General features: G+C 36.7%; 16 protein-coding genes. 12 read left to right on the top strand and 4 right to left on the bottom strand.

Annotation, left to right across the window (positions count from 1 at the left end; all coding sequences use genetic code 11):
- Window positions 1-438, top strand: a 438-nt coding sequence (locus tag C7Y47_RS24230; RefSeq protein ID WP_142510567.1) for an IS30 family transposase, incomplete at its 5' end; no start/stop codon positions are given.
- 383 nt (window positions 439-821) lie between these two features.
- Here the strand turns inward: C7Y47_RS24230 and C7Y47_RS24225 are convergent.
- The 3 genes from C7Y47_RS24225 to C7Y47_RS24215 form a co-directional block, all read right to left on the bottom strand.
- Window positions 822-2,150, bottom strand: a complete 1,329-nt coding sequence (locus tag C7Y47_RS24225; protein WP_142511086.1) for a hemolysin family protein — start codon at window positions 2,148-2,150, stop codon at window positions 822-824.
- Window positions 2,151-2,983: 833 nt separating this feature from the next.
- Window positions 2,984-3,403, bottom strand: a complete 420-nt coding sequence (locus tag C7Y47_RS24220; RefSeq protein WP_142511085.1) for a hypothetical protein — start codon at window positions 3,401-3,403, stop codon at window positions 2,984-2,986.
- Between the two features lie 233 nt (window positions 3,404-3,636).
- Entirely contained in the window at window positions 3,637-3,840 is a 204-nt protein-coding gene (locus C7Y47_RS24215) for a YheE family protein (protein WP_142511084.1), read from the bottom strand.
- Between the two features lie 305 nt (window positions 3,841-4,145).
- Here C7Y47_RS24215 and C7Y47_RS24210 point away from each other — a divergent pair, with 305 nt between their 5' ends.
- The 11 genes from C7Y47_RS24210 (at window position 4,146) to C7Y47_RS24160 (ending at window position 15,359) form a co-directional block, all read left to right on the top strand.
- Window positions 4,146-5,288 (top strand): DUF445 domain-containing protein, encoded by a 1,143-nt coding sequence (locus C7Y47_RS24210; RefSeq protein WP_142511083.1) that lies wholly within the window; start codon window positions 4,146-4,148, stop codon window positions 5,286-5,288.
- Window positions 5,289-5,305: 17 nt separating this feature from the next.
- On the top strand, window positions 5,306-5,650 hold the full coding sequence (locus C7Y47_RS24205; RefSeq protein WP_142511082.1) for a YlbF family regulator: 345 nt from the start codon (window positions 5,306-5,308) through the stop codon (window positions 5,648-5,650).
- Between the two features lie 173 nt (window positions 5,651-5,823).
- Window positions 5,824-6,201 (top strand): hypothetical protein, encoded by a 378-nt coding sequence (locus tag C7Y47_RS24200; protein WP_142511081.1) that lies wholly within the window; start codon window positions 5,824-5,826, stop codon window positions 6,199-6,201.
- A gap of 126 nt (window positions 6,202-6,327) precedes the next feature.
- The gene (locus C7Y47_RS24195; protein WP_142511080.1) at window positions 6,328-6,990 is read left to right on the top strand and encodes a ribonuclease H family protein; all 663 of its coding nucleotides are present in this window, start codon (window positions 6,328-6,330) and stop codon (window positions 6,988-6,990) included.
- Window positions 6,991-7,402: 412 nt separating this feature from the next.
- The gene (locus C7Y47_RS24190) at window positions 7,403-8,323 is read left to right on the top strand and encodes a copper amine oxidase N-terminal domain-containing protein (RefSeq protein WP_142511079.1); all 921 of its coding nucleotides are present in this window, start codon (window positions 7,403-7,405) and stop codon (window positions 8,321-8,323) included.
- A gap of 161 nt (window positions 8,324-8,484) precedes the next feature.
- Complete coding sequence (locus C7Y47_RS24185) at window positions 8,485-9,525, top strand: LCP family protein (RefSeq protein WP_142511078.1); 1,041 nt, start codon at window positions 8,485-8,487, stop codon at window positions 9,523-9,525.
- 150 nt (window positions 9,526-9,675) lie between these two features.
- Complete coding sequence (locus C7Y47_RS24180) at window positions 9,676-11,181, top strand: coproporphyrinogen III oxidase (protein ID WP_132364043.1); 1,506 nt, start codon at window positions 9,676-9,678, stop codon at window positions 11,179-11,181.
- Window positions 11,182-11,347: 166 nt separating this feature from the next.
- On the top strand, window positions 11,348-12,487 hold the full coding sequence (locus C7Y47_RS24175) for a glycerate kinase (protein WP_142511077.1): 1,140 nt from the start codon (window positions 11,348-11,350) through the stop codon (window positions 12,485-12,487).
- 67 nt (window positions 12,488-12,554) lie between these two features.
- Window positions 12,555-13,793, top strand: a complete 1,239-nt coding sequence (locus tag C7Y47_RS24170) for an MBL fold metallo-hydrolase (protein ID WP_142511076.1) — start codon at window positions 12,555-12,557, stop codon at window positions 13,791-13,793.
- A complete protein-coding gene (locus C7Y47_RS24165; RefSeq protein WP_142511075.1) occupies window positions 13,780-14,028 on the top strand; it encodes a DUF3006 domain-containing protein in 249 nt (82 codons plus the stop codon). Before C7Y47_RS24170 ends, C7Y47_RS24165 begins: the two co-directional genes overlap by 14 nt.
- Before the next feature lie 542 nt (window positions 14,029-14,570).
- Window positions 14,571-15,359: an HAD family hydrolase gene (locus C7Y47_RS24160; protein ID WP_142511074.1), complete on the top strand. Its 789-nt coding sequence runs from the start codon at window positions 14,571-14,573 to the stop codon at window positions 15,357-15,359.
- Window positions 15,360-15,565: 206 nt separating this feature from the next.
- Here C7Y47_RS24160 and C7Y47_RS24155 read toward each other — a convergent pair.
- On the bottom strand, window positions 15,566-16,003 hold a 438-nt coding region (locus C7Y47_RS24155), incomplete at its 5' end, for an IS30 family transposase (RefSeq protein ID WP_142509085.1).

Here is a 16,003-nt window from a genome sequence, read left to right as displayed (position 1 = left end):
GGACGTGGGAAAGCAAAAGGTTGTGTAGCAACATTTATTGAGCGAATGACACGGTGGTATGTTGGCTTTTTGATACCAGATCGCTCAGCCCAATCAATGGAAAGAGCAGTACGTCTTCTTCATACTAAATTACCAAAAGGCACTATAAAAACAGCCACAACAGACAGAGGTAAAGAATTTAGCTGCTATAAAGTGTTAGAAAAAGACTTAAAAATTGATGTTTATTTTGCGGACGCCTATTCTTCTTGGCAACGCGGAAGTAACGAAAATGGAAATGGATTACTTCGCGAATTCTTCCCTAAGCAAACAAATTTCGATGAAGTATCACCAAAAGAACTAACAGAAGCATTAAACTATATCAACAACCGACCAAGAAAATGTCTTGGTTGGAAAACTGCAAACGAGGCATTTGATGAGCAACTGTTGCACTTAATTTGACAAATCATCATATGAAAAGAGGGCCCGATTTTGATATTTATTTTGGTATCGCCCTGCCTGTTTAGCATTTTATCAATCATCGGTATTATATTTGCAGTAGTCTCTGTGGTATTGTCTAAAAAACATATTTTCGGTTGGATCGGTCTAATCACAAATGTATTAGTTTTGGTTTATGCTTTTCTATTACAGTTAGCAATGGGAATTGGTGAACCATAAACCTTTTTAGTGTTGAAGTTCACATTTAAACATTAAAAAACAAGTCTCTTACCAATAATCGGTAGGAGACTTGTAGACATTTGCTGGAGCAATTACTGATATTTCTATCTTCTTTCAGCGCTTGTCCAAACGCAATTATGCCGAGGCATAATAGATTTTTTTTTCAGTTACTCATCGTTGTCATTTGATAAATCACGTTCAGGTAATTTCAGAACTTCTAAGTATAAAATATGGTGACCATCTAATTCTTTTGCGATAAATTCATAGCCTTGTTCTTTAATACTGTCTCCTTCGACTGCATCAAAGCGCATTGTCATGAACCAACCACCGATTGTATCAATATCATCATCTTCTATGTCAGTACCTAGCATATCATTAACGTTTTCTACTAGCATCTTCGCGTCTAAAATAAAGTGATCTTCTGCAATTTCTTGTACCTCTGGAATCTCATCTTCATCGAATTCATCTTGAATGTCACCGACAATTTCCTCAATAATATCCTCAATCGTAACTAGACCAGAAGTTCCGCCATATTCATCCATTAAAATGGCCATATGAATGCGTTCTCGCTGTATTTTTAGCAACAGATCGTTAATTTGCGTTGTTTCCATTACGCGAATAATTGGCTGCATATAGTCAATCACTGGCTTATCACCATTTGCAGGATCTTTAATGTAAGCGGTTAATAAGTGCTTCATATTGACTAAGCCGATAATATGGTCTTTGTCACCATCGATAATTGGGTAACGGGTATATTGCTCAACGCCCATTAAATCGAAAACCTCTTTAATCGTTAGTTCTTTTTCAATACCGACGATTTCAGTACGTGGGACCATGATTTCTTTTGCAAGACGATCAGAGAACTCAAAAATACTGTTCACATATTCATATTCTGAAGTATTAATTTCTCCACCTTTTAAACTCTCTGACAAAATCATTCGTAACTCTTCTTCAGTATGGGCTACTTCTGATTCTGACATCATTTTCAAGCCGAAAAGGCCTGTTAAGCCACGTGCAGATCCGTTTAACAGCTTAATGATTGGATACGTAATGTTGTGGAAAAAAATTAATGGGCCAGAAAGGTTTAATGTTACAAATTCTGCTTTTTGGATGGCAAGTGTTTTTGGCGCCAATTCCCCCATAACTACATGCATAAACGTTACAATTGAGAATGCAAGTATAAATGAAAGGACAGTAGTAAAGTTTTCACTCAAATTTAGAAATTCAAACACTGGATTCAAAATAATCTTAAATGTAGGTTCACCGAGCCAACCTAGACCTAAAGCAGTGATCGTAATACCTAATTGACATGCAGATAAGTATTCATCTAAATCTGAAATTACACGTTTTGCATTTTTTGCTTTTTTATTCCCTTCGGCAAGCAATTGATCAATACGTGTAGATCTTACTTTAACGATTGCAAATTCGGTTGCAACGAAAAATCCTGTCATTATTATTAGTAGGGCAAATGCCGCCAACCTTATGGTTATTTCCATTATGTCTCCGTCCAAATAATTCCTTTGTCCCCGCCCGAATGAGGGAGGTAAACAAAGTGTACACCTCCTATGATATTAAAAAATTGTTGAATGATTTAATCATAAAATATTTATAGGCAAAACACAAATATTGACAACAATTTTTTTAACTTCTTCAGAGGGGGTTTAAACATCTGATTGCTGCCGCTACGTTAGCACTGCGCTTTTGCACAAAAACTATTTGTAGGCAAAAGCTCAAAGACGATTTCGGATGCATTGATTATCTGCACGATAGTGACAAGTTTTTTGTAGCGAAAGCAAAGCGACAGCAGCAAATGATTTCTGCGCGAAAACAGCAATTATGCCGAGACATAATTGATTTGATTTTTACACCCGTAAATCGTAAAAATTAAATAATTTCAAACACCAAAAGATTGAAAATAGAAATTTGTTATGCTAACTTTAAATATAGCAAAGAAGATAGTTTGTTTAGAGAATGAAGCATTTAATCTCATATAAAACGACACGTCAAAAATCTCAAGAATACTTGCGGATTTTTTTAAATGAATTATTTTTAATAGCAACTAAAAGGAGCCATCTCATTCATATGGGGTGGCTCTTTTGTTATGTTGAAAAATAAAATGAATGGTGTCATAGTATCGCTCTTCAGCAAAATAAGGGGGGATTTCCGTTCCGGCTGGGCGCTTTCCAGAGGGCATCGGGGCAACAGATGTTTTATGTGCGAAAGCGAAGCGACAGCATATTTGATTTTTGTAACGAAAGCTAATTTCAATATATTTTTTCAACAAAAAAGGAACCAATCTCATTCAATGAGACGGCTCCTTCTGCTTTAATTATTTATTGTTGTTGAAACGTAATTTTAAGCACGCTTTTTCCACATCGTGAAGCGTTTCTTTAAATGGTATTTCACCTGAGTAAAGTGCAATTGTAACAGGTGCTTTTTCTGTTATACCTTGCTGTGTAAAAATATAATTTTTGTCCTTATACGTTAAATATATATTTTTTACAGGCCTTTTTCCGAAAGTATTAGTAGATGAATTGAAAAATCCTTTTAGTTGACTGCAGTATTCATTGTAAAAATCACTTTTAAAGCCAGAAAGAGCCTCAAATTTTTTACTATCAATAGCTTTAGCCTCATTCGCTAACTCGAAAATTTTAGCGGAAAATTCGGAAAAAACTTCTTTTACTTTTGCACGAATTAATGCTTTTGAATTATAACTGTTTAAGTCATCAGAAAGAGTGACTTTACTCATTGAAATAGCCTCCTGCATAAAAAACCTTTAATTCTTAATACCATAAATGTATAAGAAAAATAAGGGAATTTCAATATACTTAACCATTTTTAAGATAATAGCAGTGTATAAATTAGTAAAAAATAGGTGTTTTTATGCAATTTAGGACAGGAAAATACTACTTGTATCTTCATACAGCAATTTTCTATAGCCAAAGCAAAGCGCCAGCTACAATTATGCCAAGGCGAAATTGATCAGTCGTAAACATGGTACAACATAAGTTCATGAATCATTTTTTTTACATCTTCTTCGTTTGGAGGGATAGTTCCATTCCATTGTATAGCGCCATCTTTTAAGTACTCCGCTGTGTAACGTTCACGTTGATAGAAGAACGAAATAGACCACCCTGGAAGCTGAGAATTTTCAAATAAAGGCTTAAAGCTAAAATGCTGAATCATAACCAAACCCCATTTCTTATTTATGTAGTTAATATTATTCAAGGATAGTGGTTATTTTGCAACTGTAATGAGCCCGAAAAATTATTTTGCTTACGTACGCACGTTTTTCACTGATTCCCGCTACGGGCTACTCGACTCCAGCGGGAAAGCAAGTGCTCGTTGCGGGAATCAGAAATAAAGGTGGATAAAAATAGTTAATCTAATAGAGGGTATTTCTTTCGTAGAAAATCATTGCTCTGCTATAATTAGTGCAGCAGGCGACAAAATACGCCAATAGTGAATACAATTGAAATGAGAGGATACGAATGGATAATTTTATAGTGACATTACTATTTATGGCAATTATAGGTGCTGCAATCGGTGGTGTAACGAATCACCTAGCTATTAAAATGCTCTTCCGACCGCATAAAGCTATATATATTAAAAATTGGCGAGTGCCCTTTACACCAGGTCTTATTCCAAAGCGACGTGACGAATTAGCAAAGCAACTTGGGTTAACGGTTGTGAATTATTTGTTAACACCTGAAACTTTTAGAAAGAAATTTTTCTCAAAGGATATTCAAAATAAGGTAGAACAGTTTGTACAAGCAAAGGTAGAAGAAACGATTTTTACTAATGATAAAACAATTCAGGATTGGCTATCATTAGCTGGGTTTTCCAATATGTCAGCAACAATTGAACAAAAGGTAGAAGCAATTGTTGAGGGACAATTTGCATCGGTTAAGAATACACTATCAACGAAATCAATTCGTACACTATTATCAGCAGATATTCAAAAAACTATTGATGCAAAGATACCAGTAGCGGTTGATCATATTTTAGAAAAGGGTGAGGATTATTTTTTATCACCTGAGGGCGAACTGACAATTAAGGCGATGATTGATGACTTCTTATCGTCAAAAGGATCACTTGGTGGAATGATTAATATGTTTTTAGGTGATTCTTCGTCGCTCGTAGCAAAGGTTCAACGTGAACTTGTAAAACTTTTACAGGCACCAGGAACAACAACATTACTAACGAAAATTTTTACGCAGGAATTGGAAAAATTAAAAGATCGCCCAGCAATGGATTTCTTAAAGGATATTCGTTTTGAACAAATATTAACGAAATTACAAACTTACGTAAAAGAACAATTAGCAGTTGAAGAGCGCTTGAATTATCCTATAGCGCATTACTGGCCAGAAGGTAATTCATGGATGAAGGAAACAGTAATCCCACAAGCAATTGAAAAAGCTTTTGTCAAAGCTGAAGATAAATTAGAAGATGTGTTGAAACGCTTAAATTTACAAGAAGTAGTACGTGAGCAGGTTGATTCTTTCCCTGTATCAAAATTAGAGGAGCTTGTACTAGGTATTTCAAAGCGTGAGTTTAAAATGATTACAGTACTTGGTGCAGTTCTTGGTGGATTGATTGGGATTGTGCAAGGGTTAATTGTTTACTTTATTTGAAAAGGAGAATTATGTTTATGATTAATATTTACAATGAAATTAATGCGTTAGAGGCAACGTTACGTAAAACACCTGAATTTGAAGCGTTAAAAGAAGCGGTGGCAGCTGTTAAGGAAGATGAAGAGGCATTAAATTTATTCAAAAATTTCCGTAAGGTTCAAATTGACCTACAGCAAAAGCAGTTAACTGGCCAAGATATTTTGGAAGATGAACTTGTATACGCGCAAAAAGCAGCACAGCTTGCACAGCAAAATGCAAAAATTTCTACAATGCTTGAGGCGGAAATGAAGCTAAGTAAGATCATTGAAGAAGTAAACCGCATTTTAATAAAACCTATTCAAGCATTGTATGAAGAATTATAACGGCGAAGAAAAACAACTAAGCGGCGGAAAAGCATGAATTAGCGGCGATGTTCAGCATCAAAGCGTCGGAACAACATGATTTAGCGGCGATGTTGAGCATCAAAGCGGCGGAACAACATGATTTAGCGGCGATGTAGAGCATCAAAGCGTCGGAACAACATGATTTAACAGCGATGTTGAGTATCAAAGCGTCGGAACAACATGAATTAGCGGCGATGTTGAGCATCAAAGCGTCGGAACAACATGAATTAGCGGCGATGTTGAGCATCAAAGGAGCGGAACAACATGAATTAGCGGCGATGTTGAGCATCAAAGCGTCGGAACAACATGAATTAGCGGCGATGTTGAGCATCAAAGGAGCGGAACAACATGAATTAGCGGCGATGTTGAGCATCAAAGCGTCGGAACAACATGAATTAGCGGCGATGTTGAGCATCAAAGCGTCGGAACAACATGAATTAGCGGCGATGTTCAACATCCAAGCAGCAGAGCAACAGGTTTTAGCGTCACAAACGAGAGTCCTGACAAAACAGATGCTATCATCAATCTGATCAAATAGCTTTCTTAGGCATAAAAATACTAATAGTTGCACATATAACAAGTAAGAAGTAAAACGTGTTTCCGCAAGCCGGAGCACGTTTTCAATTTATGGCTCAATATCTATTGGAGGTTATATTATGCATGTAATCATTGAATGGACCTATAAAGCGAAAAAGGGTGCTGAAACTGTTTTACGTTCAGAAGAAATGCCAGCAGCTCAAGCATTACTACTTGCAGAGGACATGGAGCGAACTGGGAGAGTAAAATTACTGCATTGTGTCGATCGTCAGGATACAAATTGGTCTTTAAAGGAACTCAAGGCATATTTAAAGGAAATTGACACTGAGCCACACAATATTACAGTCTATTTTGATGGGGGCTTTGATCGTGCAACGAATCAATCGGGTCTAGGCTGCGTGATTTATTATGAGCAAAACGGCAAGCCATATCGATTACGACAAAATTCTTTTTCGTCAGAGCTTAAATCCAATAATGAGGCAGAATATGCAGCGCTTTATTTGGGGGTAGTCGAGCTTGAGCTATTGAATGTTCATCATTTGCCCGTTTGCTTCACTGGTGATTCTCAAGTTGTTATTAATCAATTGAGCGGAGAATGGCCGGCGCTTGAAAAGAATTTATCTAGCTGGGCAGATAAAATTGATGCAAAGCTAGAGGAGCTAAGTATCCAGCCAGAGTACAAGCTTATATCACGTAAAGAAAATTCTGAAGCTGATCGCCTTGCAACTCAAGCATTAAACGGTATCGATATTACGGGCTTAAGGGAAATGGTTAAGGAATGAGTATTAGACACTCTGAAAGAGAAAGAGACTGGACATAATCCCTCTCTAAACTAAAAAGCCGGTGACATTTTACGATCAGTAAAATTTCACCGGCGTTAAATTTTTTCATAAAAAATAAGGACCACTTCTGAAAAAATTAAGTCACCACAACAAAATTATACAGAAAGAAGGGTCCTTATGTTTAAAAATTATAACATGAATTAATTAGTTTTGTCTTTAGAAGCCAAGTACAAAAAGGAACAGAAATCAACCCTACGCTTTGGCAATAGGCCAATTATTCAAATTTGTTATTGCTAATTATAATAGATATTGACTAAAAAAACGGTTATTATCATAAATTCTCCATTTTTAATGAAACTTTTACCATTCTAAAACTACTACTACTATAAACCTAATAATAAGGAGAGATTTTATGAATATGAAAAAATTTGCACCCGCAGCAATGACAGCATTATTATTTGGAAGTGTAGTAATACCGGTCGCTTCAGCAAAAGAAAATCCGACAGAGACAGAACAACAACTACCACAAATTCAAATTGATCCTGTTCACATTTTCACTACTACCTATGGAACAGTTGAAAAATCCAATGCTAGTGGAAAAATTACATATTTCACAGTAAAAGATGCTGATCAAACAAATATTTTAGAAATAACAAAAGATACACTTGTTTTCGATAGTACAGGTAAAAAAGTGGAGCTTAAAGAAGGGGATAAAATAGTAGCTTATACATTTGCGAATAAGCCACAAAAATTAATTTATCCACCACAATTCGATCCCGATGTTGTTATTGTTGAAACTAAGGAAGGTGGATTTGTTGAAGTTGATTACTTCTTTGAAAACCTAACAAATACTTATAATATGTTAAAATTAAACATTGGTGAAAACACAGATCTTTTAAATACGAAGGGCGAGAAAGTTACAGCTAAAGATTTAGTAGAGAAGAACTTAGTTGTTTTTTATACAGCTTCAACAAAAAGTATCCCCGCTCAAACTACCCCTTCGAAAGTAATTGTTCTTGATGACGAACCAGGAAATACAACAGGAAATACTGTAGATGCAGAAATAGCAGAAATAATCGCGACAGATTATTATGAAGTTGATGGAACAAAGATGGTTCCGTTACGTTTGATTGCCGAAAAGCTTGGTTATACAGTGGAGTCAACAGGTAAAGGTGCAATTGTATCTAAAGGTAATTTATCCTACACAATTACTCGTGGAGAAAAAATGTTTGGTTATAATAAAGCATTACGCTCACTTAATGTAGCCCCTGCTTTGTTAGGAAGTAATAAAACATATGTACCAGTTGAATTTGTAGAGGAATACTTAAAATAGATTTTAAAATCCCTATAAAGGTAGATTACCTTTATAGGGATTTTTTTAATTTTGTTTTTCCAAATATATTCATTTAAGGAAACTCGAAAGAGCAAATAGCGTCTTTATTAACGGAGAGAATGAATTTACTTCAGGAATTCGAATAGAAGAGAGGATTTAATTTGGAAAGAAAAACTAGAAGCTCTAAAAAAGCGAAACCTAAAAATAAAGTTATAAAAATTACCCTACTAGTAATTGTAATTTTACTATTAACTGTCACTAGTTATGGAGCTTATGCCTTTGTTAAATTTAAAAATGCTTATGATAGTTCAAAGGTCGATTTAAATAGAGCAGGAAATAAATCAGAGCTTAGGGAAGAGGATGTATCATTTAAAAAAGATCCAATCGCAATTCTATTATTAGGTGTTGAAAATTATTCTAGTAAGGAGAAGGATGGTCGAGCAGATACTCAAATGGTCATTACTTTGGATCCGGATACATCTGAAATAAACTTAATTACAGTACCTCGGGATGCAAGAGTTAAAATAGAAAATGCCGGGGAATATACAGGGATACATAAAATCAATGCCGCTTATAATTATGGATCAATTACAGGCTATGGGGCAATTAAGTTACAATTAGAGACAGTTGAAAAATTCCTGAATATACCGATCGAGAACTTTATAGCAGTAAACTTTGATGGCTTTAGAGATATTGTCGATGCTTTAGGTGGAGTAACAATAGATGTAAAAGAGGATTTCTGGGAAGATAATATTTACGATAGAAAACAAAGGATAGAATTTCATAAAGGAGAGGCACATTTAAATGGGGAAGAGGCACTTGCATTTGTAAGAATGAGATACAGACCTGTTAATGCTTCATACTCACGCGAAGAGAGACAAAGACAATTTTTGACGGCAACAATTAACCAAGCAAAATCGACGAATACCATATTTAAAATTGGTAAAATTGCCGATATTTTAGGGAAAAACGTAGAAACAGATTTAGACCTTAATGAAATCTATGCACTCCAAAAGCGATATTTGAATTCCAAAAACATATCTACGAAAACGTTAGAAATAAAAGGAGAAGATCAGTATATCGGTAAAACTTCTTATTTTATACCCGATATGGAACGCTTGGAGGAAGTAAGCGTGGAATTAAGAAAAATTCTTAAACTAAAAGAAAAAAAATTCAAAACAAATGCGGCTATAGATAATTAAAAGATAAAAATCCATTTTGATAAATTTTGTCAAAATGGATTTTTTGATCATTAGACGGAATGTTCTGTTATTAATTGTGGCTTTGCTTATCGTTATGAAAATTTGTTAAACTATTGGTGCTGTAATTTTTGAGAGAAAAGAGCGAAGAAAATGAAATTTATTCACATAGATCAAAAATATCCTGAGGATTGGATTCGCGTATTAAATCATATTGCAAATTTATTTTTTGAGGATTCCAAGTTAACAGTAGAGTCTGAAGGAACCGATATGGCAGTATCATTCGAACATAATGTTGGGAATGATTTCTCAATTTCTACAAAAGCCGTTCTAGAAGTAGACGGTAAGCGTTATACGAATGATTACCGTATTCAATATGAAACGGAGGCTGAAGGACGTGAGCTAAATATTCGTATGAAGCGTGCTTTATCTCACGTATTTTTAGATGTGCTAGAGCAACATACGGGAATGCATCAGCAATGGGGAATTTTAACAGGTGTGCGTCCAACTAAGCTTTATCATAAATTCCGACAAGCTGGGAAGAGTGAGGATGAAATAGCAAATATTCTTATTCGTGATTTCCGTCTGTCTGAAGAAAAGGTAGCACTACTTAAAGAAATAGTAGCTCGTCAGTTAGTGACGATTCCTGATATAGATGAAATCGGTAAAGAAATAAGTATTTATATCGGTATTCCTTTCTGCCCGACTAAATGTGCCTATTGCACGTTCCCAGCCTATGCGATTGGCAGCAATCGAAAACAAGGGCGTGTTGCTACATTTTTAGATGGGCTGCATATTGAATTACGTGAAATGGGGAAATGGCTGAAGGAAAATAATATGAAAATCACGTCCATTTATTGGGGTGGTGGTACACCGACATCTATCGAGGCACATGAAATGGATGCACTCTATCAGACAATGCATGAATCCTTCCCGCACCCTGAGACAATCCGTGAAGTAACTGTCGAAGCGGGTAGACCTGATACGATTACGCCTGAAAAACTAGACGTGTTAAAAAAATGGGGCATTGACCGAATAAGTGTTAATCCACAATCGTATACAGATGAAACACTTAAAGCAATTGGGCGTCATCATACGGTACAGGAAACAATTGATAAGTTTTGGTTAGCACGTGAATCAGGCATGAATAACATTAATATGGATTTAATTATTGGTTTACCGAATGAAGGAATTGATGAGTTCCAGCATTCATTAGATGAATCTGCAAAAATGCAGCCAGAATCGCTAACGGTACACACATTATCATTTAAGCGTGCATCGGAAATGACGCGTAATAAGGATAAGTACAAGGTAGCAGACCGTGATACTGTTGCAAAAATGATGCATATGGCACAAGTATGGACGAAGGAAAATGATTATGTACCATACTATTTATATCGTCAAAAAAACATTTTAGGTAATTTAGAAAATGTCGGCTACAGTAAAGCTGGTGAAGAAAGTATCTATAATATTGTCATAATGGAAGAAGTACAGACAATTTTAGGGATTGGCTGTGGCGCATCCTCTAAATTTGTACATCCAGAAACAGGGAAGATTACGCAGTTCCATAATCCAAAAGATCCAGCTGCTTACATCATGACATTTGAAGAGGCAATCGGTAAAAAAATTGAGTTTTTAGATGAGTTATATAAGGCATAAAAAATGATGGCAATCTGACGTAGTGTTCAGATTGCCTCTTTTATTCCGATAAATCTCGATAATGTTCCGATAAAGTTCGAAAACATTCCGATAAATCTCAAGAATGTTGTTAGTCTGAATTATAATGATTGAAAGCACCTAGCTTAAATGATTGGGGGTATAAAATATGAAAGTCGTTATTAGTCCAGATTCCTATAAGGGGACATTGTCAGCCTTCGAGGTGGCTAAAGCAATGCAGGCAGGGATCTTAGCTGTTGATCCATCAATTGACACAATCATTTTACCGGTAGCAGACGGTGGAGAAGGAACACTAGAATCACTTGTTGCATCAACAAATGGTCGATATATTTCACATCATGTGCTTGACCCATTAGGGAGAGTAATTGAAGCGAAGTATGGTGTTCTCGGTGATAATGAAACATGTGTAATTGAAATGGCTCAAGCATCCGGTATTATGCTGTTACAGGAGAAAGAAAAAAATCCTGAGCTTGCATCAACGTACGGAACGGGGCAGCTAATCAAGGCTGCTCTTGATAAAGGGTTTAGGAAATTTATTATTGGAATTGGTGGTAGTGCGACAAATGATGCGGGTATTGGCATGTTAAAGGCACTTGGACTGCAATTGAAAAAAGAAGACGGCACTTTAATTGCTGAGGGTGTATCAGCACTATTAGATTTAGCTTCAATTGATACTCGTCAACTAGATCCCCGATTAGCCGAAGCAACATTTAATATTGCATGTGATGTTGATAATCCATTGATTGGAGAGCGTGGGGCAACAGCTATTTTCGGGCCTCAAAAAGGTGTGAAAGAGCATCAAATTGCGTATTTTGATAACTGCATAAAGCAGTTTGCAGACATTATAGAAAAGCAATTTGATATCCGACTGCACGACTGCAAAGGGGCAGGTGCTGCAGGTGGAACGGGAGGTGCATTAATAGCATTTTTAAACGGCAGTTTTCATGCAGGTATTGACATTGTGATGGATGCAGTACAGTTGAAAAAGCATTTAAAAGGTGCCGGGTTTGTTATGACAGGTGAAGGACAATCGGATCGTCAAACATTACATGGGAAAGCACCAATAGGAGTGGCGAAGGCCGCAACATCTGCAAATGTACAAGCTATCTTATTGTCAGGGGCAATAGAAGAAAATGATAGATCTGCATTACTTAAATACTTTACTGTTGTTGAGTCACTAGTAGATGAAAATATTAGTGTCCAACAGGCAATGCAAGAACCTTATTATTTTATTCGCATAAAAGCCCAAAGGATCTTGGAATCTTATGGCTGGAACAATGACAGGTAACGATAGAGAGCAGCCCATGGTTAGCTCTCTTTTTTGTATAATAGAAAAATAGAAAGGAAGTTAGTAAATGAAAAAATTAATAGTAGTGCTCCTTTGTATTTTTTTAGTAGCAGGTTGTACGGAAACATTAAATACGGAGAAAGTATCCGTCACTGCAGGACATGAAATGCGCGTACATTTTATTGATGTAGGACAAGGAGATTCGATTTTTATTGAATCGCCAAACGGCAAGACTATGCTTGTTGATGGGGGTGTTAAAGGCGCTGGTCAAAAGGTTATCTCGTATTTGAAGGAGCTTGGTGTGAACAAGCTTGATATAGTGGTCGCAACCCATCCTGATGCAGACCATATTGGTGGTTTAATTCCTGTGTTGAACTCGATAGATATCGGACAATTTTATGATTCAGGGAAGGTACATACATCTCAAACTTTTGAAGAGATGCTGACACTAATTGATACAAAGAATATTCCTTATAATGTTCCTAAAACAGGCGACAGTATAGCGTTTGATGCTGATATTAATGTGAAGGTGTTAAATGCCAATGAGCATGCAACAGATAATAATGATGCTTCCATTGTCTTAAAAGTTACTTATGGCAATGTATCATTTTTATTAACAGCTGACGCGGGAATTGCGTTAGAAAAAGAGATGATGCAGAACGATGTGAAAGCAACGATCTTAAAGGCAGGTCATCATGGCTCTAACACGAGTAGCTCTGCGGAGTTCATTCAGAAAGTACATCCTGAGGTGACAATTTTAAGCTATGGCGAGGGCAATAAGTATGGTCATCCGCATGCTGAAGTAGTTGAGCGTTTACAAGCACTTGGCAGTAAAATTTATGCAACTGCAGAAGCAGGGACTGTTATCGTATCAACAGATGGGGTAAACTATGACGTGAATTCGAAAGAAATGTCAGGAACAAGTGTGTCAACATCGCAAACAACTAGTACAAGTGTGTCAACACCACAAACAACTAGTACAAGTGACTCAGCTCCAAAAGCAACTAGTGCAAGTGTTAAGATTGTTAGTAAGGACTTAATAGAAGAAGTTGTAGGCATTAAAAATAATGGTAATGAAGCAGTTTCTTTAAAAGATTGGCAGCTTATATCAGTTGAAGGGTATCAAGTTTTTAACTTCCCAAATGTGACATTGCAGCCAGGGAAAACGATTTATGTCACAAGTGGCTCAAATGCACAAGAGGGTCAAAATTATTTAAAATGGACAAAGAAACAGATTTGGTTGAATGATGGGGATGCTGCACAATTACGTAATGCGAAGGGGGAACTTGTTAGTGAGCTCGACTAAATACACCTTAGACCGTATTGAAGATGGATATGCAGTTTTTTTGAAGTACCCAGAGGAAGAGGAACAGCTAATCATTTTACAATCTGCCATGAATAAACCAGCACAGGTTGGCGATCGCGTGCTAATTGAAGAAATTGATGGCATCTATCAAATTGAAATTTTAAAAGAAGAAACTGAGCAGAAAAAGGCAGAAATACAAAGCTTAATGGATAGATTGCGTAAGAAAAATCAATAGTTTTAAAATGAAGAAGATGCTCATCACTAGAAGATGGAGATTGAATTTGTTACAGTGTATGCCATATATAGGTTGATTAGAGTGGAGGCTAGGTGACTCCTTGGGGATCAGCAATAGAGGAACGAAGGCTAAAAGCATCACATCCTGTGATAACGCCTTCGTGACCAACATCGTGTTGGCCCGAGACCCTGCAGCGCAGCGGATGTTTTCTGTGCGAAAGCGTAGTGTTAACGTAGCGGCAGCACCAAATGTTTTCTGTAGCGAAAGCGAAGCGTCAGCTACAAATGTTTTGACTGTGCGAAAGCGTAGCGACAGCAACACCAAAAGCGGCTCAGCGGACGCCCCCAGGAAGCTCTGCTCTGTGCGGAAAGCGAAGCGGCAGCAACAAAGCACCCAGCCGCAACGGAAATCAACAACACGTTATGGTGATGAGCCTATATTTTACTGGCCAACTCGAGCACGAAAATGCCTAAAACGCTATGCTAAATATTTTGAATATATGCTAAAATAATTATACTAATAGGAAGCTAGGAGCTGACACAATGTCAATTAACACAATTATTTTTGATTTAGATGATACGCTATTATGGGATAAAAAGTCCGTCAAAACAGCATTTGAGAAAACGTGTGAATATGCAGCAACTATACATAATGTAAATCCGGCTGAGCTAGAAGAAGCTGTACGTAAAGAAGCACGTGCACTTTACGAGGGTTATGAAACATATGATTATACGGTATTAATCGGCATTAACCCATTCGAAGGACTTTGGGGCACATTCGATGATCCAACAGATTCTTTCCAAAAAATGAAAAATATTGTACCAGGCTATCGTACAGAAGCATGGACAAAAGGCTTAGCAGTTCTTGGCATTGATGATGCACAGCTAGGAGCGGAACTAGGAGAGCGCTTTGTCGCAGAGCGTAAAGTATCTCCATTCTTATATGAAGATACTTTTGATGTATTAGATAAACTAAAAGGAAAATATCAACTTGTATTACTGACAAATGGAGCACCAAGTTTACAAAATTTAAAACTGGAAATTACACCAGAAATCGCGCCATATTTTGACCATATTATTATTTCTGGAGATTTTGGTAAAGGAAAACCAGATGCCTCTATTTTCGAGTATGTAATGGAGAAAGCAGGTATTATAGCAGACGATGCGGTAATGGTTGGAGATAACTTAAATACTGATATTTTAGGCTCATCTCGTGTTGGTATGCGCAATGTTTGGATCAATCGTGAAAACAATGCACCAAATGGCGTTGTTACTCCAACATATGAGGTTGATTCTTTAACTGCATTATTAGAACTTGTCAATAAGCTATAAGATAAAAAATGTACTGATTCATCAAATGATCAGTACATTTTTTGCTTGTCGGACAAAAGTTACTACGTTCCTGCGGGGCTTTTTAGTACAAGCTCATCTCGTAGAAGTCGCCAATCTCCGGCGTAGGATATGAGTGCTTGTATTGGTCTAATTCGGAGATGGTATCTCAGAAATGTTTCTGGGATACTTTTTTTGTGGATGATTTGTCAAATTAAGTGCAACAATTGCTCATTAAAAGCCTCGTTTGCAGTCTTCCAACCAAGACATTTTCTTGGTCGGTTGTTGATATAGTTTAATGATTCTGTTAGTTCTTCTGGTGATACTTCTTCAAAATTTGTTTTCTTAGGGAAGAACTCGCGAAGTAATCCATTCCCATTTTCATTACTTCCGCGCTGCCAAGAAGAATAGGCATCCGCAAAATAAACATCAATTTTCAAGTTATTTTCTAACACTTTATAGCAGCTAAATTCTTTACCTCGGTCTGTTGTGGCTGTTTTTATAGCGCCTTTGGGTAATTTAGTATGAAGTAGACGTACTGCTCTTTCCATTGATTGAGCTGAGCGATCCGGTATCAAAAAGCCAACATACCACCGTGTCATTCGCTCAATAAATGTTGCTACACAACCTTTTGCTTTCCCACGTCC

It is taken from the genome of Lysinibacillus sphaericus (assembly GCF_006864135.1).
Taxonomy (GTDB): Bacteria; Bacillota; Bacilli; order Bacillales_A; family Planococcaceae; genus Lysinibacillus.
Note: the sequence above shows the minus strand (reverse complement) of the source record. Positions and strands in the feature narration are given on the sequence as shown.

Coding starts and splice junctions, on each gene's coding strand:
- C7Y47_RS24195 (WP_142511080.1), top strand. CDS start 6,328: ATGCATGTAATCATTGAATGGACCTATAAAGCGAAAAAGGGTGCTGAA.
- C7Y47_RS24170 (WP_142511076.1), top strand. CDS start 12,555: ATGAAAAAATTAATAGTAGTGCTCCTTTGTATTTTTTTAGTAGCAGGT.
- C7Y47_RS24225 (WP_142511086.1), bottom strand. CDS start 2,150: ATGGAAATAACCATAAGGTTGGCGGCATTTGCCCTACTAATAATAATG.
- C7Y47_RS24160 (WP_142511074.1), top strand. CDS start 14,571: ATGTCAATTAACACAATTATTTTTGATTTAGATGATACGCTATTATGG.
- C7Y47_RS24180 (WP_132364043.1), top strand. CDS start 9,676: ATGAAATTTATTCACATAGATCAAAAATATCCTGAGGATTGGATTCGC.
- C7Y47_RS24220 (WP_142511085.1), bottom strand. CDS start 3,403: ATGAGTAAAGTCACTCTTTCTGATGACTTAAACAGTTATAATTCAAAA.
- C7Y47_RS24210 (WP_142511083.1), top strand. CDS start 4,146: ATGGATAATTTTATAGTGACATTACTATTTATGGCAATTATAGGTGCT.
- C7Y47_RS24205 (WP_142511082.1), top strand. CDS start 5,306: ATGATTAATATTTACAATGAAATTAATGCGTTAGAGGCAACGTTACGT.
- C7Y47_RS24200 (WP_142511081.1), top strand. CDS start 5,824: ATGTTGAGTATCAAAGCGTCGGAACAACATGAATTAGCGGCGATGTTG.
- C7Y47_RS24190 (WP_142511079.1), top strand. CDS start 7,403: ATGAATATGAAAAAATTTGCACCCGCAGCAATGACAGCATTATTATTT.
- C7Y47_RS24175 (WP_142511077.1), top strand. CDS start 11,348: ATGAAAGTCGTTATTAGTCCAGATTCCTATAAGGGGACATTGTCAGCC.
- C7Y47_RS24215 (WP_142511084.1), bottom strand. CDS start 3,840: ATGATTCAGCATTTTAGCTTTAAGCCTTTATTTGAAAATTCTCAGCTT.